The sequence below is a fragment of the Hyphomonas sp. J20-32 genome (assembly GCF_055808555.1).
In genome coordinates this window covers 1,203,736-1,223,390 of the sequence record NZ_CM147873.1, presented here as the reverse complement: position 1 = coordinate 1,223,390, position 19,655 = coordinate 1,203,736, and the positions used below count along the sequence as shown (strand labels likewise).

At 62.3% G+C, this 19,655-nt stretch carries 15 protein-coding genes; 6 read left to right on the top strand and 9 right to left on the bottom strand.

Features of this window, described 5'->3' with window-relative positions:
* Nucleotides 1–6: 6 nt before the first annotated feature.
* The 3 genes from AC0L7I_RS06155 to AC0L7I_RS06145 all read left to right on the top strand — a co-directional run bounded on the left by AC0L7I_RS06155 (nt 7) and on the right by AC0L7I_RS06145 (nt 4,658).
* Nucleotides 7–1,299 carry an ATP-binding protein gene (locus tag AC0L7I_RS06155; protein ID WP_473398668.1) on the top strand — a complete coding sequence of 431 codons (1,293 nt, stop codon included), beginning with the start codon at nt 7–9 and terminating at the stop codon, nt 1,297–1,299.
* Between the two features lie 57 nt (nt 1,300–1,356).
* On the top strand, nt 1,357–2,907 hold the full coding sequence (locus AC0L7I_RS06150; protein ID WP_473398667.1) for a GNAT family N-acetyltransferase: 1,551 nt from the start codon (nt 1,357–1,359) through the stop codon (nt 2,905–2,907).
* A gap of 86 nt (nt 2,908–2,993) precedes the next feature.
* The gene (locus AC0L7I_RS06145) at nt 2,994–4,658 is read left to right on the top strand and encodes a response regulator (RefSeq protein WP_473398666.1); all 1,665 of its coding nucleotides are present in this window, start codon (nt 2,994–2,996) and stop codon (nt 4,656–4,658) included.
* A gap of 4 nt (nt 4,659–4,662) precedes the next feature.
* On the opposite strand, the gene AC0L7I_RS06140 is transcribed toward AC0L7I_RS06145, so the two are convergent.
* Genes AC0L7I_RS06140 through AC0L7I_RS06130 form a run of 3 tightly spaced genes read right to left on the bottom strand, consistent with a single transcriptional unit; the run spans nt 4,663 to nt 6,179 of the window.
* Nucleotides 4,663–4,956 (bottom strand): 4a-hydroxytetrahydrobiopterin dehydratase, encoded by a 294-nt coding sequence (locus AC0L7I_RS06140; RefSeq protein WP_473398665.1) that lies wholly within the window; start codon nt 4,954–4,956, stop codon nt 4,663–4,665.
* Between the two features lie 4 nt (nt 4,957–4,960).
* A complete protein-coding gene (locus AC0L7I_RS06135) occupies nt 4,961–5,542 on the bottom strand; it encodes a hypothetical protein (RefSeq protein ID WP_473398664.1) in 582 nt (193 codons plus the stop codon).
* Nucleotides 5,529–6,179: an HAD-IA family hydrolase gene (locus AC0L7I_RS06130; protein WP_473398663.1), complete on the bottom strand. Its 651-nt coding sequence runs from the start codon at nt 6,177–6,179 to the stop codon at nt 5,529–5,531. The genes AC0L7I_RS06135 and AC0L7I_RS06130 overlap by 14 nt, the downstream gene beginning before the upstream one ends.
* A 105-nt stretch (nt 6,180–6,284) precedes the next feature.
* Here AC0L7I_RS06130 and AC0L7I_RS06125 point away from each other — a divergent pair, with 105 nt between their 5' ends.
* Entirely contained in the window at nt 6,285–7,202 is a 918-nt protein-coding gene (locus AC0L7I_RS06125) for an SDR family NAD(P)-dependent oxidoreductase (protein WP_473398662.1), read from the top strand.
* A gap of 22 nt (nt 7,203–7,224) precedes the next feature.
* Here the strand turns inward: AC0L7I_RS06125 and mtgA are convergent, their stop codons facing one another.
* The 6 genes from mtgA to AC0L7I_RS06095 all read right to left on the bottom strand — a co-directional run bounded on the left by mtgA (nt 7,225) and on the right by AC0L7I_RS06095 (nt 16,354).
* On the bottom strand, nt 7,225–8,295 hold the full coding sequence (mtgA, locus tag AC0L7I_RS06120) for a monofunctional biosynthetic peptidoglycan transglycosylase (RefSeq protein WP_473398661.1): 1,071 nt from the start codon (nt 8,293–8,295) through the stop codon (nt 7,225–7,227).
* Nucleotides 8,292–9,431, bottom strand: coding sequence for a tRNA epoxyqueuosine(34) reductase QueG (gene queG / locus AC0L7I_RS06115; RefSeq protein WP_473398660.1), 1,140 nt, complete (start codon nt 9,429–9,431; stop codon nt 8,292–8,294). Before queG ends, mtgA begins: the two co-directional genes overlap by 4 nt.
* Complete coding sequence (locus tag AC0L7I_RS06110; protein WP_473398659.1) at nt 9,412–10,086, bottom strand: glutathione S-transferase family protein; 675 nt, start codon at nt 10,084–10,086, stop codon at nt 9,412–9,414. Before AC0L7I_RS06110 ends, queG begins: the two co-directional genes overlap by 20 nt.
* Nucleotides 10,087–10,184: 98 nt before the next feature.
* The gene (locus tag AC0L7I_RS06105) at nt 10,185–10,988 is read right to left on the bottom strand and encodes a hypothetical protein (RefSeq protein WP_473399117.1); all 804 of its coding nucleotides are present in this window, start codon (nt 10,986–10,988) and stop codon (nt 10,185–10,187) included.
* 49 nt (nt 10,989–11,037) lie between these two features.
* Nucleotides 11,038–14,910 (bottom strand): NAD-glutamate dehydrogenase, encoded by a 3,873-nt coding sequence (locus AC0L7I_RS06100; protein WP_473398658.1) that lies wholly within the window; start codon nt 14,908–14,910, stop codon nt 11,038–11,040.
* A 325-nt stretch (nt 14,911–15,235) separates the two neighbouring features.
* On the bottom strand, nt 15,236–16,354 hold the full coding sequence (locus tag AC0L7I_RS06095; protein WP_473398657.1) for an AI-2E family transporter: 1,119 nt from the start codon (nt 16,352–16,354) through the stop codon (nt 15,236–15,238).
* Between the two features lie 161 nt (nt 16,355–16,515).
* On the opposite strand from AC0L7I_RS06095, the gene AC0L7I_RS06090 reads away from it, so the two are divergent.
* Complete coding sequence (locus tag AC0L7I_RS06090) at nt 16,516–18,036, top strand: helicase HerA-like domain-containing protein (protein WP_473398656.1); 1,521 nt, start codon at nt 16,516–16,518, stop codon at nt 18,034–18,036.
* A 127-nt stretch (nt 18,037–18,163) separates the two neighbouring features.
* The gene (locus AC0L7I_RS06085) at nt 18,164–19,594 is read left to right on the top strand and encodes an aldehyde dehydrogenase family protein (RefSeq protein WP_473398655.1); all 1,431 of its coding nucleotides are present in this window, start codon (nt 18,164–18,166) and stop codon (nt 19,592–19,594) included.
* Nucleotides 19,595–19,655 lie beyond the last annotated feature (61 nt).

Sequence of the window (19,655 nt, the reverse complement as noted above, 5' to 3'; positions counted from 1 at the left end):
GCGCGCATGATTCGCCTCCGGGATATCACGCCGCGCGGGCTCTACGCCCGCAGCCTCCTCATGGTGGTGGCGCCGGTCGTGCTCATCCTCGCCCTGATGACCTGGTATTATTATGACAGCCACCTCGCCGAGGTGAACCGCAAGCTGGCCCAGTCCATTGCCCGCGATGCCGCACTGATCCAGTCCTATTGCGATGAGCGGCCCGACTCGCCGATCACGCGCGAGCGTCTCGAGGGCAACCTCGACATGCGTTTCGCCTGCGACCATGTGGATCCGCCATCTGGCGGGCCGCGCCTGGTGCGCAATTTCGCTTACGGCCAAACGCTGACAGAAGAACTGGCAACCCGGCTTGGCGTCCCCGTGGACGTGAGCATCGACCCCGCCTCGATGCTGCATTTCCGGTTCCCGTCAGGCAGCGACACGGTCGAAATCCTGATCGAGCGAAAACGCGCGCTGACCGTGAACTCCCACTTCTTCATCGTCTGGGTGATTGCGTCTTCCCTCCTGATGCTCGCCCTCGCCGTCGCCTTCCTCAACCAGCAGGTCCGCTCCATCCTGCGCCTGTCGGATGCCGCACGCGCGTTCGGCCGCGGCCGGGAGGCGCCTGGCTTCCGGCCCTCGGGCGCGACCGAAGTGCGGGACGCCGCCCGCGCATTGCTGGACATGAAAAGCCGGCTCACCGCCTTCGCTGACCAGCGCACCGCGATGCTGGCAGGCGTCAGCCACGACCTGCGGACCCCACTGACCCGCCTGAAACTCTCCCTCGCCATGATGGACCAGACCGACGATCTCAGCGCGGCCCAGTCAGACCTCGACGACATGGCGATGATGCTGGACGAATACCTCACCTTTGCGCGCGGCGAGGAAGGCGACGAGCCTCTGCCGCTCGACCTCGCCCGGCTGGTCCGCGACGCTGCCTCTGGCTTCGGCCAGCACGTGGTCGTTATTGGCCCGGATGCCATCGACGTGACAGGGCGGCCGCTAGCCCTGAAGCGCGCCGTCAACAATCTCATTTCCAATGCCGTGAAGTATGCAACCGAGGTCCGCGTGACGCTGGTCGACGGTCCACACGCCGCCGAAATCCACGTCGACGACAACGGTCCCGGCATCCCGCCAGCGCGCCGGGAGGAGGCGTTCCGGCCATTTTCCCGTCTCGACGAGGCCCGGACGCAAAATGCTTCCGGCACCGGACTGGGACTGACACTTGCGCGTGACACCGCAAGAGCGCATGGAGGCGATCTGCGACTGTCAGACAGTGCGCTGGGCGGCCTGCGAGCCAGTCTCCGCCTTCCGCACTGACTGGGCGTTCTCCAGGCGCGCCTCATAATTCTTGAACTCGATCTGTCCGGAGTCCCCATGACGAATTCTGCTGCCAAACTGATTATCCGCACCGCGACCCCGGCTGACGTGGACGCCATGATCGACGTATCGGAGCGCATTTATGGCGCCGGCATGGGCTATACGCGCGACAATTTGCTCGGCCACATCAATCGCTTCCCCGAAGGCCAGTTCATCGCCGAGTACGAAGGCAGGATTGTGGGTCACTGCGCAACCTTCATGATCGACTCCAAGATCGCCTTTGCACCCCACACATGGAACGAGATAACCGGCGTCGCGTTTGCGGCGCGGCACGATCCTGAAGGCGACGTCCTTTATGGCATGGATGTCGGCGTCGACCCGGACTTCCGCCGCCTGCGAATCGGCCAGCGCTTCTATCGTGTCCGCCAGGAACTTTGCCAGAATCTCGAACTCAAGGGCATCGTCTTCGGCGGCCGCATGCCCGGCTACGCCCGCAAGGCTAAGGAATACCCAAACCCTGAAGATTATGTCGCCGCCGTCGTCGCCTCGAAACTCAAGGACCAGGTCATCACCTTCCAGCTGCGCCAGGGTTTCGAACCAATCGGTGTGCTGAAGGACTACCTCATCGGCGACGCGCCATCAATGAACCACGCCACGCACATGTTCTGGAAGAACCCGCTGGCACAGGACGAGATCAAGGCGAAGCCAAGCCTTGGCGGCACCAACCTTCCCGAAAGCGTTCGCATCACGACCGTGCAGTTCCAGATGCGCAAGATCCAGTCGATCGACGAATTCGAGACACAGGTCGAATATTTCGTCGATATCGCATCGGACTACCGGTCCGACTTTGTTGTGTTCCCGGAACTTTTCACGTTGCAGCTCCTGTCGCTCGAGCACAAGCCGCTCGCGCCGATCGAGGCAATCACGAAGATTTCCGAATACACATCCCGCTATGTCGCGTTCATGGAGAAGCTCGCTGTCTCCTACAATATCAACATCATCGGCGGGTCGCACCCAAGCCGGATGGAGAATGGCGACATCTTCAACATATCCTACGTCTTCCTGCGCGACGGCTCGGTCCACACGCAGCAGAAGCTCCACCCGACCCCGTCCGAGCGGCGCTGGTGGAACATTCGCGGCGGGTCAGGCAACACGGTTATTCAGACTGATTGCGGGCCGATCGGCGTCATGATCTGCTATGACAGCGAGTTCCCGGAACAGGCGCGTCACCTCGTCGACCAGGGCGCACTGATCCTGTTCGTGCCTTTCTGCACCGACGAGCGGCGCGGCTATCTGCGCGTGCGCTATTGCTGCCAGGCGCGCGCCGTCGAAAACCAGTGCTATGTCGTCATGTCCGGCGTGGTGGGCAATCTTCCCAATGTCGAGAACATGGACATCCACTATGCTGAAAGCTGTATCCTGACACCGTCGGACTTCCCCTTCTCCCGCGACGGCGTGGCAGCAGATACGCCAGCCAATACCGAAACCGTTGCGCTGGCCGATCTGTCCCTGTCGGATTTGCTGACGGCGCGGCAATCGGGCGCCGTCCAGAATCTCAAGGACCGGCGGTTCGATCTTTACCAGGTCGCATGGAACAAAGGGGGGTGACGCAGCGGAATTGCCCCCCGCGGTTTTACGATCCCTACACACATTAGGCCTAATCCTGTGTCCAGACGACCTCTGGGCAGGTACAAATGACCGACACTCCCTTGATACCGCCTGCGGAAGCTTGGCGTGCACTTGATCAATTGCAGGTCGGATTCGTCGTATTCACGCCAGACAACGGCTTGTTCTTCGCCAACAAGATGACCCGCTCGCACTGGCCGATCCTCTATGCCAGCATGGATGACGGCGCCAGTCTCCAGGATGCTGTAGGACAGCAGATTCGCCATCTTTTTCCGCGTCTCAACGAGGCCACGTTCCAGGTGCGTCAGTCCCTGGTAATGGATGCCATCCGGAAGTGCCAAGACCTCGACATGGTCACCGCCACGGGCCGGCACGTCGTGACCAGTTATTCGCGTCTCGACAACGACTATGTCATCGGCGTCGCGCATGATGTAACAGACATCGTGAAACGCCAGGTATCGTTGAAACATGCCCGTCGGGATGCCCTGACGGCCAGCGAGGCAAAATCGGAATTCCTGGCCACGATGAGCCACGAAATCCGTACACCACTGAATGGCATCATCGGCATGTCGGAGGCGCTCCAGCACAAGGCGCTTCGCCAGGACGAGCGCGAAATGGTCGACATGGTTGTCGAGAGTTCGCACACACTCCTGGTATTGCTCAACGATATTCTCGACATGTCAAAGATCGAGGCGGGCCGGCTGGATATTGCCCCCGTCGTCGAGAACGTCCGTGAACGCGTCTCGTGGATCAAACGCACCTACGCCCCCATTGCCCGCAAGAAAGGCCTCACCCTTGAGGTCGCGTTTGACCCCAAGCTGCCGAAATTCCTGGCGCTGGACACGAAGCGCGTGCGCCAGTGCATCGACAACCTCGTTTTCAACGCGCTCAAATTCACGTCACAAGGTGGTGTCACAATCGCCGTGATGGCTGGCGACATGTCGCGTGACGGCCGTGTCGGCGTGACCGTGCATGTCTGCGATACAGGCATCGGCATTTCCGAAGAAGAGCGGGCAAGACTGTTCCAGAATTTTGAGCAAGGCAGCGAAACAACGAGCCGCAAGTTTGGTGGATCGGGACTGGGGCTGGCCATTTCCCGCCGGCTGGCCAGGTTGATGGGCGGGGATATCACCTGCACCAGCAAGCCGGGCGAAGGGTCTGTGTTCTCATTCTCATTCGAAGCCCGCCTCGCTGACGCACCTTCGCAAGCAACCCCGCCACCGAAATCGTCCCGCGGCCGGATGGTCACCAGTCTGCGAGGACTCCGGGCCCTCGTCGTCGACGACAATGAGATAAACCGGCGCGTCGCCCGCGCTGCGCTGGAACCGCGCGGCCTCACAGTGGTCGACGCGGCCAGTGGCAAGGAGGCCCTCGATATATTGGCAAACGATCCAGTGGATTTCGTGCTCCTGGACGTGCACATGCCGGACATGAGCGGGCCGGAGACGCTCAAGCACATTCGCCAAAGCCAGGCGCCATGGTCCGTGGTGCCGGTCATCGCGCTCACAGCCGACGCGATGGCGGGTGACCGCGAGCGCTACATCAGGATGGGCATGGACGATTATATTTCCAAGCCGATACTCGAGCGCGAATTGCTCATTGTCCTGTCGCGTATCCAGAGCAAGTTACGCACCCGGTCGAGCCTGCGCGCGCCTGCAATCGGCGATATCGCCCACGATGCGACAGTCGGCGTGAATCTGCAGAAACTTTTCGTAGTCGCGTCCGATTCCTGACGGATCATCCGAGCTTGGCAGCAAGCGCATCCATGAACCGGGCCAGTTCCACGTCCTTGGCCGACACGCCATCAACGTCATGCGTCGTGAGAGTCACTTCGACCTTGTTGTAGACATTGAACCATTCCGGATGATGATCCATCGCCTCGGCCTTGAGGGCGACAGCCGACATGAATCCCCAGGCGGTCTTGAAATCGGAAAACTTGAACGTCTTCCCGATCGTGTCGCGTTCGCCCGATCCGGCCGTCCAGCCCTTGATCTGTTGAAGCGCCGCGTCAGCGCCGATCTTGCTTGCCATCAGTCTAGTCCTCTCCATCGAGCCCGAGCACGAAATAGACCCAGCGCCCATCCTCGGCGATGGCCGTGCGCATGCCGGGATATCCCTTCCCTGCCCGTATCAGGTCGATGCCGTCTTCACCAATCAGTTCCCTGAGCCGCTTGCGGTCCTGAAAAGACATTTTCTCCGGAATGAGATCCGCGGCGTCGCGGGCCGCGAGGTCCGGCCAGATATACCAGCGCTCACCATCGACCATCCTGACGCCAGCCGGCTCGGCAAGCAGTTCGCGCAGCTTGAGGTTCGGGTCGAGGCCCGTGCGGCGGAGCAGGTCCCAGAAATCCCTGTGAGGCTGACCGCTGAAATTCGAGATGAAGCCGTCGCTTTTGGCCGCCGTGCGCGCCAGCCCGCCTAATGAGCCTGCCCTCGCATATTTTAACAGGGCGTCGCGCGTCTCCGAAACGTCTTCGGTAATCTCGACAGGTTCAGGCGCGACAGGCGGCTGCGTCAGGCTCTCATCGGGTATGGCCTGAATCGGCTCTTCGCCGCTCCGGCCGCAGGCGGCCAGGCCCAGCGCCATCGCCGCGAGGAGGGCGCTACGCCAGCGCATAGCCGGTCACGGCTTCAAGGTCAGCCAATAGCTGGTCTTCACCGAGCACCTTGATCGTTGTCATGCCCATCTGGCGCGCAGGCTTCAGGTTGATGCCGAGATCGTCGAGATAGACACAGTCTTCCGGCGCAACATCCAGCGCCTCGCACATCAGCGCATAGATGCGCGGGTCTGGCTTGCGGATGCCCAGTTTGGAGCTTTCGATGACATGGTCGAACCGGGCGAAAACCTTTTCCAGCTCGGCGGCCTTCTCGCTGTCATTCGTCATCGAGGCGCCTTTGCCGATCGGCGCATTGTTCGTGATACAGCCGACCTTGCCTTTCACCTTGCAGGCGTCCAGCGCAGCCACGACGCGCGGGCGCAGGGAGCCGGACAGGAGGGACAACACGTCGCGGCCTGGCACTTCATGCCCCAGGGCCTGCGATTCCGAGCGGAACATGCCGTCAAATCCGGCCGCGTCGACTTCGCTGCGCTCCAGCAAGGCCCAGGCGTTTTCCAGCGGATTCACTGCATTTACCGAGCGGATGAAGTCCTTTGGCAGGCCGTTTTCCTCCTCATAACGCGTGAAGGCATCGAAGGGAGAGGAGGTAAAAACGCCCCCGAAATCCCAGATTACTGCTTTGAATGTCTTTTCCATGCGGCAGCTTTAGCCTTCCTCAAATCGAGTTTCAAACCTTGAACATTGCTTGGCCGTATCTAGGGTGCCCGTCAATCACATGGAAAACGCGGAGGATAGGCGATCATGGGTGTGCTTGACGGCAAAACAGTACTCATCACAGGCGGCGGCAACGGTATCGGGCGCGAGACGGCGCTGCTGGCGGCGCGCGAAGGCGCCAAGGTCGTGGTCAACGACCTCGGCGGCAGCCTGACAGGCGGAGACTCGGGTGATGCAGGCCCGGCCGAAAAGGTCGCTGCTGAAATCCGGGCGGCTGGCGGCGAGGCCGTATCAAACTCCGAAAGCGTGACCGATATGCGCGCCGTAGAAGGCATGGTCGAACAGGCCAAGGACACGTTCGGCTCGCTCGACGCCATCATCAACCCGGCCGGCATCCTGCGCGACGGCATGTTCCACAAGATGAGTGAAGACGACTGGGACAGCGTCATCGACGTGCACCTGCGCGGCAGTTTCAACGTCACCCGCGCCGCCATCGAGCTGTTCCGCGAGAAGGAAAACGGTGCCTTTGTGCTGTTCACGTCCACGTCCGGCATTATCGGCAATATCGGCCAGGCCAATTATGCCGCCGCCAAGATGGGAATCGCCGGCCTGTCGCGGATTATCGCCATGGAAGGCGAGCGCAAGAATGTCCGCTCCAATGTCATCGCACCGTTCGCCTGGACCCGCATGATCGCCTCAATCCCGGTCAAGGACGAGGCAGGCGCCCAGCGCGTGGAGCGGATCAAGAATTCCATGCGTGCCGACCAGGTCGCCCAACTGGCCGTCGCCCTCTGCGCCGACAAGTCCAAGCATGTCAGCGGCCAGATTTTCATCGTGCGCGGCAATGAAGTGATCCTGTGCGACCAGCCCCGGCCGGTCAAATCGCTCGCCCGCATGGAGGGCTGGACACCTGACAGCCTGATCGAGAACGCCTTCCCCGCCATGCAGGGCAGCTTTACCGACCTCGGCGCATCGGCCAGCGTATTCCCCTACGACCCGGTCTAGTCACCCCCAGGCGCGGCCCGCCCTATTGCGGCGGGTCGTCGGCCGAGGGTTCCGGTTCCAGCCCCAGATCGTTCCGCGGGCGCAGGTCCACAGGGCCCGTCACCTCTGGTTCGGATTCCGGCTCTGAACGGGGCGCGGGCGCATTGTCGTCGACAAACAGCGGATCAGCGTCCTCAATGGCCTCAGGCGCGGGCCGGGCAAACGACTCCTCCGCCGCATCCAGCACCCGGTTCAGCGGATCGTCACCTGCAACAGGTGTGTCGCCTCCGGTCTCGTCAGGCAGCGGTTCGGGCTCGGGCGGCAGGTCTGGCATGCGTTCAGGCGGCGGCGGTGCAGGCTCGCCCTTCACAGGCGGCAGTGGCGCCGGGCGCTTGTCGCCGAACACGCATGCATCGAGGCCCTGATGGCGCACCACGCGCATGCGCGCCTGCAACGACCCGGCACGTTTGGTCACATAAGGGCCCGGCGGGTCGACGCGCCACTTGTTCGGGCTCGGCAACACTGCCGCCAGCAGGGCGGCCTCGCGCTCTGTCAGTTGCGACGCCGGTTTGCCAAACCGGGCCTGCGCAGCAGCCTCCGCGCCGAAGATGCCGTCGCCCCATTCGGCAACATTGAGATAGACTTCCATCACGCGGCGCTTGCCCCAGACATGATCGATGAACGTCGCCATCCACATGTCACCGATCTTTCGGGGCGCGCCGCCGCCATTCCAGAAGAACACGTTCTTCGCGGTCTGCTGTGTAATCGTGGACGCGCCGCGCGCCTTCTTCCCGCTCTGGTATTCGTCGATCGCCTTCCGGATCGCTTCAGTGTCGATGCCGCTATGCTCGCAATATCGCGTATCCTCAGCCGCAATCACCGCGCTGACCAGGTAAGGCGAGATATCCTCGATCGGCGTCATCGTGCGGCGCAGGTGCTCACCGCCGGTCGCCCGCTGGACCATCAGGATCGTGCCCGGCACGGGCAGGAAGATCAGCAGCGCCGCATAGACGTGCAGGCCGACGAACAGCCCCGCAAGGAACCGCACCAGCCGGACGAACCACACCCTTACCGGCCCCTTGCCGCTCGCTTGCCGCCCTTTTCGATTGGTCATGCCGCCTCGTCCCATTCCGCCAAAACGCCCGGATCGGTCTCGCCATCCCGCCGCGCGGCCTTCTCTGCCTCAAATCGGTCAGGATCAAGACGCGCCAGCGCCCAGACAGCCGCCCCGCGCACTTCCGGCGCGGCATCGTCCAGCAACGCCAGTGCAGACGGAACAAGGCATAGGTCTCCCGAATTGCCAATCGCGACGCACACATTGCGGACAAACCGGTTACGACCGCTCCGCTTGATCGGAGACCCGGAAAACACGTCCCGGAAGGCGCCGTCGTCCAGCGCGGCGAGTTCATCCAGTCCCGGCGCCTTCAGTTCCGCCCGCGCATGCAGCGCCGCTTCGGACGCGGCCTCGGCAAACTTGTTCCAGGGGCAGACGGCGAGACAGTCGTCACAGCCATAGATCCGGTTCCCCATCGCCGCACGGAACGCGCGGGGGATCGGCCCGGCATGCTCGATCGTGAGATAGGAGATACAGCGGCGCGCATCGAGCTGGTAAGGCGCCGGGAAAGCCTGCGTCGGGCAGGCATCGAGACAGGCCCGGCACGAGCCGCAATGGTCGGTCTCCGTCGCGTCCGGCACCAGTGCTGCATCCGTCAGCATGACGCCGAGAAAGAACCAGGAACCGAGTTCGCGGCTGACAAGGTTCGTATGCTTGCCCTGCCAGCCCATACCGGCCTTCGCGGCCAAAGGCTTTTCCATCAGCGGTGCGGTATCGACGAAGACTTTCACCTCCGCGCCGGTTCTGGCCACGAAAGCCCGCGCAAGCTGCTTCAGGCGCGACTTCAACAGGTCGTGATAGTCCTTCCCCCGCGCATAGACGGAGATATTGCCGAGACTGCGTTTCGCCAGCATCTCCATGGGGTCGAGGCCCGGCCCATAGTTCAGGGCGACAACCACTGCCGATTTCGCGCCGGCCCACATGGCCGTCGGCGCCTTGCGGCGCTCAAGTGTGGTCTTCATCCATTCCATCTGGCCGTGGCGGCCTTCTGTCACGAACGTCTCTAACCGCTCGCCCGCTGCCCAAGCCTCATCCGCACGCGTGATGCGCACGCTGTCGAACCCAATCGTGCCACCGGTGTCTTTAATGAAGGATTCCGGTGAACCGGCCAGAGGATCAGAAGTCGAGGTCGGCATAGTGCGCCACGGGCCGCGTGCCCTCTATCCGGTCGCTGAGGAGCGGCCGGAAACTGGGGCGCGATTTGATCCTTGCATACCAGGTCTTCAGCTCCGGCACCGCATCCCACTCGACATCGCCGAAATAATCATAGGCTGACAGGTGCGCGGCCGCCGACAGGTCGGCGAGCGACAGTGTACGCCCGGCCAGGTAACCGTTCTGCTCGACCATGCCATTGAGAAAGGTCAGCCGCCCGCGCAGCGCATGCGCGCCGCGACGCAGTTTTTCGGAATCCGGCTGACGGTCGCGCCGCACCCATTGCATGACGCGCTCGGTCAGCAGCTTGTCGGTCACTTCTTCACAACCGGCCTCCACCCAGGCCCAGAGTCGGCGCGCTTCTGCCCGCTCGTTCCGGTCTTCCGGCAACAATGTCGGTGTTGGCACCATCTCTTCCATCTGCTCGCAGATAGCGCGCGTACCGCATGCAAAAGCCTTTCCCGCAGGTCCCGTTTCCACCAGGGCCGGAGCGACGGCGCCATGTGCGAGTGCGGACACATCCGGATGCGGCGCCCACGGAGTCGACTCGAACAATTCGAATGCTTCGCCCTTCTCGCCGAGCACGAGGCGCACCAGCCGTCCGGCGGGATCGAGGGGCCAATGATAGAGCCGTTTCATGATGGCGTTCACTCATAGCAGGCTTATCGCGCCTGTTAAGCAAAGCCTTTGCGGCTGCCGTCACCTGCGCTCCGGCCCTGTGTATAGCCTGCCAGCCCTTACCGGCCCATGAATTGTCGGACCGCATCAGCCGAAAGCGTGAATTTGGCAAATGACCAGTCCTTGCCCTTGGTCAGCGTCCCAAGCGTGGCGACCAGTTGCCGGCGCATTTCCGCGCGTTCGGCAAGCCAGGCATCGACACCGCCCCCGGCAAGCGCTTCCTGTGCAGCAGCAGCCTGGATGCGAACGAGTTCACTGACCAGGCGGCGCCCTGCGATCCGGTCCCAATAGCCCGCTTTAGCAAGGCCTTCGCGGGCCGACGCCCGCAACCGGTCGAGGCGGAGCGCATCGCCGATGGCATAGAAGGCGGCGCCAGCACTGGACACATCCGCAGATGCCGCCTTCGCCAGATCGATGACGACCAGGCCCTGCGAGAAGTGGCTCATCACGGCTGTCCACCGCGCCAGCGCGTCCGGCGCACCGCGCTTGACGAGGGCACGCGCCGCACGCTCGATCCGGGCTGCCGGGAACGGCGAGTGGATGGCGCCGAGGGCAGTCTTGAACGCGTTCAGCGGCGCATGTGTCCGGGCGACCGCGTCGCCGACCGTCACGCCCGGCATGCTGCGAATATACCAGGCTGCGGCCTCGTTCATCGCCTGCATTGCCTGAATGCGCATGTCGATCTGGACATCCGAGCCGACCTTGGTGTCGAGGGCGTCGACTTCGCGGCGGAACGCATCGAAATCGAGTACAGCACGTGATGCTTCAAGGCCGCGAACAATCGCGGCATTGTCGGCGCCGGTCATTTCGCGCAGGCGCAACAGGGGCACGGGCCCGGCCATGTCGAGCGAGCGGTTGGCAATAACGGTTGCGATGATTTCCCGCTTGAGGCGGTGATTGCGAATCGCGTCTTCATACGAGTTCGATCGGCGTGGTGAAGTATGACTTCAGCACGCTTTCGAAATACGGATCATCCGGAATATCCGACGCAACGACATCGTCGATCAATACGATCTTCGACCAGGCCAGCAACACGGCCAGCTCCGGACGGGTCAGCCAGGCGCCGGCCTCCTGCCGCAAAAGCATGTGGGCCGTGCTCGGCAGGCCCTCTAGCGCCCGGTTGAGCACGCCGCGCTCTTCCAGATAGACCATCAGGCGCTCCAGAGCGTCATGATCGCCAGCGGCATTCGCTTCCGCCAGGCTCAACGCGCCGGTCTGGTCATAGTTGTGTCGCAGGACATGCGCCGCAACATCGTCGGTCATCTCGGCCAGGAGCGCATTGCGATCCTTCGCCTTCAGCGAACCGATCCGGATGGCCTCGGCGGCCAGGATCTTGATGTTCACCTCGTGGTCGGAACTGTCGACGCCGGCGGAATTGTCGATGGCATCGGTATTGATATGCCCCTTGCCCTGCGCGAATTCGATCCGGCCGGCTTGTGTCAGCCCGAGATTGGCGCCCTCGCCGATCACCTTGGCCCGCAAGTCGCATGCGTCGACGCGGATGGCATCGCTCGACCGGTCGCCCACTTCGGCATGCGTCTCGGTGCTCGCCTTCACATAGGTCCCGATGCCGCCGAACCAGAGCAGGTCCGTTTCAGCCTTGAGCAGGGCGTGGATCAGTTCGTCAGGTGTCACCGCATCCTTCGTCAGGCCTGTCACGGCCTTGGCTTCATCGCTCAGCATGATCGATTTGGCCGACCGTTCGAAAACGCCGCCGCCCTGCGAGATCAGCTTTGTGTCATAGTCCGCCCAGGACGAGCCTGCGAGGTCGAACAGGCGCTGTCGCTCGGCCAGGTTCTTCTTCGAATTGCCCGGATCGGGATCAAGGAAGATGTGCATATGGTTGAAGGCTGCAACGAGGCGAATCTCCGGCGACAGCAACATGCCATTGCCAAAGACATCGCCGCTCATGTCCCCGACGCCGATCACCGTGAATGGTTCGGTCTGGATGTCCCTGCCCATTTCGCGGAAGTGACGCTTGACCGCCTCCCACGCGCCCCGGGCCGTGATGCCCATCTTCTTGTGGTCATATCCGACCGACCCGCCCGATGCGAATGCATCGCCCAGCCAGAAGCCGTGCGCCTCGCTGATCGCGTTCGCCGTGTCGGAGAACGTCGCCGTGCCCTTGTCGGCCGCAACCACGAGATAAGGGTCTTCGCCGTCCCAGATCACTGTCTGGTCCGGATGGATGACCTTGGCGCCGTCAAGGTTGTCGGTGAGGCCGAGCAGCGCCGTGATGAACTGTTTGTAGGCGTCGCGTCCGCTTTCGAACCAGGCATTGCGGTTTGACCGGTCGGCGAGTTGCTTGGGGAAAAATCCGCCCTTTGACCCGACAGGAACGATTACCGCATTCTTGACCTGCTGGGCTTTCACAAGACCCAGCACCTCGGTGCGGTAGTCCGACGGCCGGTCCGACCAGCGCAGGCCGCCGCGCGCGACCGGGCCGAAGCGCAAGTGTACGCCCTCGACCTGAGGACTCGAGGTGAAAATCTCGCGATACGGCTTCGGCTCGGGCAGGTCTTCCAGTTCGCGGCTGGCGACCTTGAAGCTGATGAATGCATGCAGGTGGCCGTCTTCATCTGCCTGGTAGAAATTGGTCCGCTGGATTGCGCAAATGAGGTCGGTCAGACGACGGAGAACCTGGTCCTCTGCCAATGCTGACACGTCGCGCAGTGCCGTCTCGATTGACGCGCGAATGCCCTTCTCCCTGTCACGGCGGACGTCAAGGCTGTCATGCGCAGCCGGATCAAACCGGGCCGCGAACAGATCAAGCAGAAGGCGCGTGGTCTTCGGATGGGCCGCGAGGGCGCGCTCCTGTATCTCCTGTGGCTGCTCAAGCCCCGACTGGCGGCGATAGGCCGCCAATGCCCGCATGAGGGCGGCTTCGCGCCAGCTTGCACCAGCCGAAAGAACAAGCCTGTTGAAGCCGTCATTCTCGGCCAGCCCGCTCCAGACTGCGACAAAGGCATCCTCGAACCCTTTGGCCAGTGCGTCCAGGTCGACGGTTTCCCCGCCCACAGACCGCATCGACAGCGAATGGACCCAATATATCTCCGGCGCGTCTGCTGCCGGTTTCTCGGATGGCCGGATCGGATAGCCCGTTTCGAAATTCACGAACAGGCCCATATGCTCGAACACCGGGACACATCGTGACAACGGAATAGCACCCTCGCGGGCATAGATCTTCACGCGTATCTTGTCGCCATCGTCGCCGTCCGACCGGAAGGCGCGGGCAAGTATGGGCGTATTGAAATGCAGGCCCGCCATGGCAGTGACGTCGCGCAGCGCCTCTTCTGGCGGGAATGCTTCTCGGTAGGCTGCATTGAAGGCACCAATAAAGGCACGTGCGCCTTCCCGGTCTGCTTCGGCCAGCGGGCTTGCCATCAGGGCCTGCCGGAATCCCTGGTCCCAGGTCCGGGCGAGTTCGGCAATTTCACGTTCCAGCTCGTCCGGATCGGGCTGGGGATGATTGCGGTCAATCGAGATTTCGAAATGCACGCGCGCCAGCGGCCCGGTGTCGAAATAGGGCTGGAACTTCACCAGTGTCCCCGCATAGGCGCGCGTCAGGACGTCCGCGATGCGCAGGCGCAGCGCGGTGTCATAGGCCTCACGCGGCACAAACACGATAGCGGTCACGAACCGGTCGAATTCGTCGCGACGCAGGAACACGCGCGTGCGCGGGCGCCCCACCAGGTGCAATGCGCCGACAATCATCGGTGCCAGGAACCGGGAATGGGTTTGGAACAATTCGTCGCGCGGCCAGGTTTCAAGCAGGTTGGCGACGGTCTTCTCTGTGTGGCCCCCCGGTGCCGCGCCGGACGCTTCGATCACTTTCTTGACCCGCCGGCGAACGAACGGGATCGACCGCGCCGTCTCGTCATAGGCTTCAGCGGTAAACAGGCCGAGGAAACGCACTTCCCCGTTCACCTTGCCATCGGCATCATACTTCTTGATGCCGATATAGTCGCAGTTGACCCGGCGGTGCACACGGCTGACCAGCGTCGATTTCGCAACGAACATGGGGAAAGGTTCAGCCAGCAGCTCGCTGATTTCAGGCGTCAGGACAAGTGGTTCGCTATCGCGGGACAGCACGTTCAACTGCTCGTCGCGCAGGATGCCGAGATTGGAACCTTCGATCATGATCGGCTCTTCGGGCAACACTTTGCCCTTCGCATCCGTCTCGAAATGGTATTCGCGGCAACCGAGGAAGACGAAATGATCTTCAAGCAGCCACTCGAGGAAAGCGATCGTTTCGCGCATGTCGTCTTCAGCGTGATTCTTGAGATGCGAGATGCCCTCGATCTCAGCCTTCATGCGCGCCTTCATTGGCTCGAAGTCGCCGACCACTTCTCGGGTCGAGTCCTGCGTCTTGCGTACGCCCTGGACCAGCTTTTTTGCCTCGGCGTCTGTCATCAGCGGCAAGTGGATCTGGATGACGGAAACACAGCGGCCGTCATCCATGTTCACGATCGGGTGGAACAGGGTCTTGACCTCATGTCCGGCGGCCGCGCACTCGCCCAGGAGCGAATTGACCAGGAACGGCATGTCCGGACCGACCGCCTCGAGCACCGTCCGTTGCAGGGGAGCGCTTTCCCCTTCCGGCGCGATCAGGACACGCGCGTCCTGCACGTCCGGCGCAACGCTGCTGGCCCATTTCCACAGGCCCGTCGTCAGCTTGCGGACGTCGCCCTCGGTCAGGCCGGTCAGGTCTTCATTGCGGGATTCCTGTTTGACCTGCGCCAGTACTTGCTGAAGCGGGTCTGCCTTGGAAAGCGGTGGGGACATGTGAAATGGCTCGCTCGGCGATTGCGGAAACTCGGTCCGGTTTACCGTGCGCCGTGAGGCCCTACAATGGCTTGTTTCAATTGAAACTGATTAGCTGGCCGAAGTGCCCGCCCGAATATAGGCGGGCCCGCCGAACGGGGACGTGTCCGACGGGCCCTACAGGCGTTCCGCAGGCTGGGTGGGGGGACGCACGCGGAGGCCTGATCTTGTAATTGAGCCCTGCTACAGGAAAGCAGGGAAAACCGGTGGCAAAATTACTTTCCAAATCCTGAAGAATTCACTGACCTGAAAATTCTACTTTCACGATTTTGCGGAATGCCACATTTCAAATGCTTTCGCCATGATCTTTGGCAGTTGCAACTGCAACCTTTTGCCCGCCCTTTCCTTGCGGATTTCCGTCCGACGACAGGAGGATCGCGATCCACCGCGTGCCGTCTGATTGCGCAAACAGTATCATCATCAACACAGTCAGCGGTGCCGACAGGAACATGCCGGGAATACCCCACAGGACTCCCCAGATCGCGAGCGCCAGCAAAACCACGAGAGAAGAAAGATTCAGGGATTCCCCCATCATCCGCGGCTGGATGAAATTCCCGATCGAGAATTGCCAGAAACTGACGACGCCAAACACGATGGCAGCGTAGATATAGGTATCCTGCGGAGACGCGCCCGGAATCCAGGCCGGCACTTCGGGTTGGACAAGGGCGAAGAGGGGCGGCACCAGCGCCGCCACGATCGATCCGACGGTCGGGATATAGTTCAGCACGAAGATGAGCGCCGACAGGAACAGCGCATTTTGCACGCCGAGCAGCAGAAGGGACACATAGCTCAACGCCGTTATCAGCGCCGAAATAACCGTCTGGGTCCAGAGATATGTCTCGATGCTGCGGCGCGCCTCATCGCCGATCTCGCGAACCTGCCCCCGCTGTTCGAACTCGGGAAAGATATTGTCCAGCTTCTTGGTCCAGCCCGACTGGGCGATGAACAGGAAGGCGACATAGATGAAAATCACGACCAGGTCGCCCGACAGGTCGCCTGTCGCATTTGCAATCGTCGCGAAGAATTTCTGCCCCTGGGCATTGAACAGCAGATGGGTCAGTGTCGGCGCATCGCTCATATTGACCAGGCCATAGGCGTCGCGAATCAGTGCGTTGATCTTTTCTTCATACTCGGCCGCGTCGCGCCCGAACTGCGACATGCCATGGGCCATCAGCGCGATGAAGCCGACAAAGCCGCCAAGCACGGTCAGGACCGCAATACCCCGGGCGGCGCCGCGGCGCATTGTACGCGACCAGTTGTCGATCACGGTGGCAAAGCCCTCGATCACGAGGAACAGGAACACGGCCATCGCGAATGTCGCCAGAATGCCGCGTCCAACGTAGAGGAAGGCCACGATCACGCCCGTGGCGATGATCCAGATGCCGGTCTTGGTTGCGCGGTCCATACAGCCTCCCCAGAAGCTGACACAGGGTGGAAGCAGCCTCGCCCTGCGTCAAGATATGCTTGCACCTGCTTTTGCACACCAGATGCCAAGCTCAGTCGCCCCCTTGCCGAATCCTGTGAAATCACTAGCGTTCCGGCGGCATCAGGGGAGATTTGGCCAGTATGACGGATTCACTTTTTATCGGTGGCGCAGACGCAGACGGGTCCGGTACGCCGAACACCGCTCAGGAATTGCTGCTGAAAGTGGCCAACCGTCATGGCCTCGTCGCCGGTGCGACCGGCACCGGCAAGACCGTGACCCTGCAGATCCTCGCCCAGGGCTTCTCCGATGCGGGTGTCCCGGTCTTTTGCGCCGACGTGAAGGGCGACCTCTCAGGCATCTGTGTTCCCGGAAGTTCCAACCATAAGTTGCACGAAAAACTGGTCGCGCGCGCCAACCTGATCGGCCTCGATGATTTCGGCTATGGTGCCGCCCCTACCATTTTCTGGGATGTGTTCGGTGAGAACGGACACCCGATCCGCGCCACGATTTCGGAAATGGGCCCCCTCCTCCTGTCACGCCTGATGGGCCTGACGGATGCCCAGGAAGGCGTGCTCAACATCGCGTTCGAATACGCCGATGATAACGGCCTCCTGCTGCTCGACCTGAAAGACCTGCGCAAACTGCTGGTCCACTTGTCCCAGAAGGATGTGCGCGACGAGATCAGCCAGGAATACGGCAATGTCGCCGCTGCCTCGCTCGGCGCGGTCCAGCGAAACCTCCTCGTACTCGAACGCGAGGGCGCCGAGCATTTCTTCGGCGAGCCCGCGCTGGAACTGAACGACCTGATGCGTACGACCCAGGACGGGCGCGGCTACATCAACGTCCTCGACGCTACCAGGCTGATCAACAGCCCGAAACTCTATTCCACCTTCCTCCTCTGGTTATTGTCGGAACTGTTCGAGCGCCTCCCGGAAGTCGGCGACCCGGACAAACCAAAGCTCGTCTTCTTCTTCGACGAGGCCCACCTCCTGTTCAACGACGCGCCGCCCGCCCTGATGCAGAAGATCGAACAGGTCGTCCGCCTCATCCGCTCGAAGGGCGTCGGCGTCTTCTTCGTCACCCAGAACCCGCGCGACCTGCCCGAAAGCGTGCTGGCCCAGCTCGGCAACCGCATGCAGCACGCCCTGCGTGCCTATACACCGGCCGAACGCAAGGGCGTGCGCGCCGCCGCCGACTCCTTCCGGCCCAACCCGGCCTTCGACACCGAGGAAGTCATCACCCAGCTCGGCACCGGCGAGGCTCTCGTCTCGACGCTCGACACCAAGAGCGCGCCGTCCATGGTCCAGCGCACGATGATCCGCCCGCCATCATCACGGCTCGGCCCGGCGACACCTGCCGAACGCGCAGCGGTTCAGAAGTCCAGCCCCTTTGCCGGCAAGTATGAAGAGGCCATCGACCGCGAGTCCGCCTACGAAATCCTTGAGGAAAAGGAAGCCGAGGCTGCCGAACAGGCTGAAAAACTGGCCGCGAAGGAAGCCAAGGCCAAGGCCGCGCTCGAAAAGAAGAAATCCCGTACGAGGTCCACCCGGTCCCGGCGCCAGACACCGCTCGAAGCGGCCGGAAAGCAGGCGGCCCGCACCGCCACGCGCGAATTCACCCGATACATATTGCGTGGCATCCTGGGCGGCATGAAGCGATAGGCCTGCGCCTGTCCTTGATGAATTCCCTGTTACACCCCAGATTTCCTTTGCGTCAGGACTTGCCGGTGACGCGTGCGTCACCTATAGTCGGGCAAGAACCATAGGCATCAAAGGGAGGCTCCGGCCCATGAAAGACTATCTCAAATTTTACATCAATGGTGAGTGGGTCGACCCGGTGGAGCCCCGCACGCTCGACGTCGAGAATCCGGCCACCGAAGAGCCCTTTGCGCGCATCTCGCTCGGCTCGAAAGCCGATGTCGACAAGGCCGTCGCCGCCGCCAAGGCCGCGTTCCCGTCCTTCTCGCAAACCACCGTCGAATACCGCGCCGACCTGCTCGACAAGATCACGGCCGGCATCCAGAAGCGCATGCCGGAACTGGCCAGCGCCATCTCCGACGAAATGGGCGCCCCGATGTGGCTCGCCAACGCTGCGCAGGTTCCTGCCGGCATGGGCCATTTTGCCACAACGGCTGCCATCCTTCGGGCCTATGAGTGGGAAGAGCTGAAAGGCACGACCCTGCTGCGCAAGGAGCCAATCGGCGTCTGCGGTTTCATCACGCCATGGAACTGGCCCCTCAACCAGATCGCCTGCAAGGTTGCGCCAGCCCTCGCAGCCGGTTGCACCATGGTCCTCAAGCCATCTGAAATCGCGCCGCTCGATGCGCTGATCTTCGCCGAAATCCTGCATGAAGCCGGCGTGCCGAAAGGCGTGTTCAACCTCGTCAACGGCGACGGCCCGAATGTCGGTGCCGTTCTGTCGGCCCATCCCGATGTCGACATGATGAGCTTCACCGGTTCGACCCGCGCAGGCGTGCTCGTCGCGCAGGCTGCAGCCCCGACCGTCAAGCGCGTGGCCCAGGAACTCGGTGGCAAGTCGCCGAACATCGTCCTGCCCACCGCCGACCTGAAAAAGGCTGTTGCAGGCGGCGTCATGCAGATGATGACCAATACCGGCCAGTCCTGTAATGCCCCGTCGCGCATGTTCGTCCAGAAGGGCCAGCAGGATGAGGCCATTGCCATCGCCAAGGCCGCCGCTGAATTGGTCAAGGTCATGATGCCCGGCGAAGCGACGCCCGGCGCCATCGGCCCGATCTCGAACGGTAACCAGTTCCAGAAGGTGCAGGACCTGATCGAGACCGGCATCAAGGAAGGCGCCACGCTCGTTGCCGGCGGACCAGGTCGCCCCGAGGGCTTCAACAAGGGCTACTTCACCCGCCCGACCGTGTTTGCGAACGTCACCAACCAGATGACCATCGCGCGCGAGGAAATCTTTGGCCCGGTGCTCTGCATCCTGCCTTATGACACCGTGGAGGACGCCATCGAAATGGCGAACGATACCGTCTACGGACTCGCTGGCTATGTTCAGGGCCCGGACAAGGAAGCCCATGAAGTGGCCAACCGCATCCGCGCCGGCCAGATTCTCGTCAATGGCGCAAGCCCGGACTTCACGGCACCGTTCGGCGGCTACGGCCAGTCCGGCAATGGCCGCGAATGGGGCGAACTCGGCTTCGAGGAATTCCTCGAAGTGAAAGCCGTCATCGGCTACAAGGCCGCCTGATCCGGATATCCGGACGGCAAAACAGATTCAGGGCGGCCCGCAGGGCCGCCCTTTTTCTTTG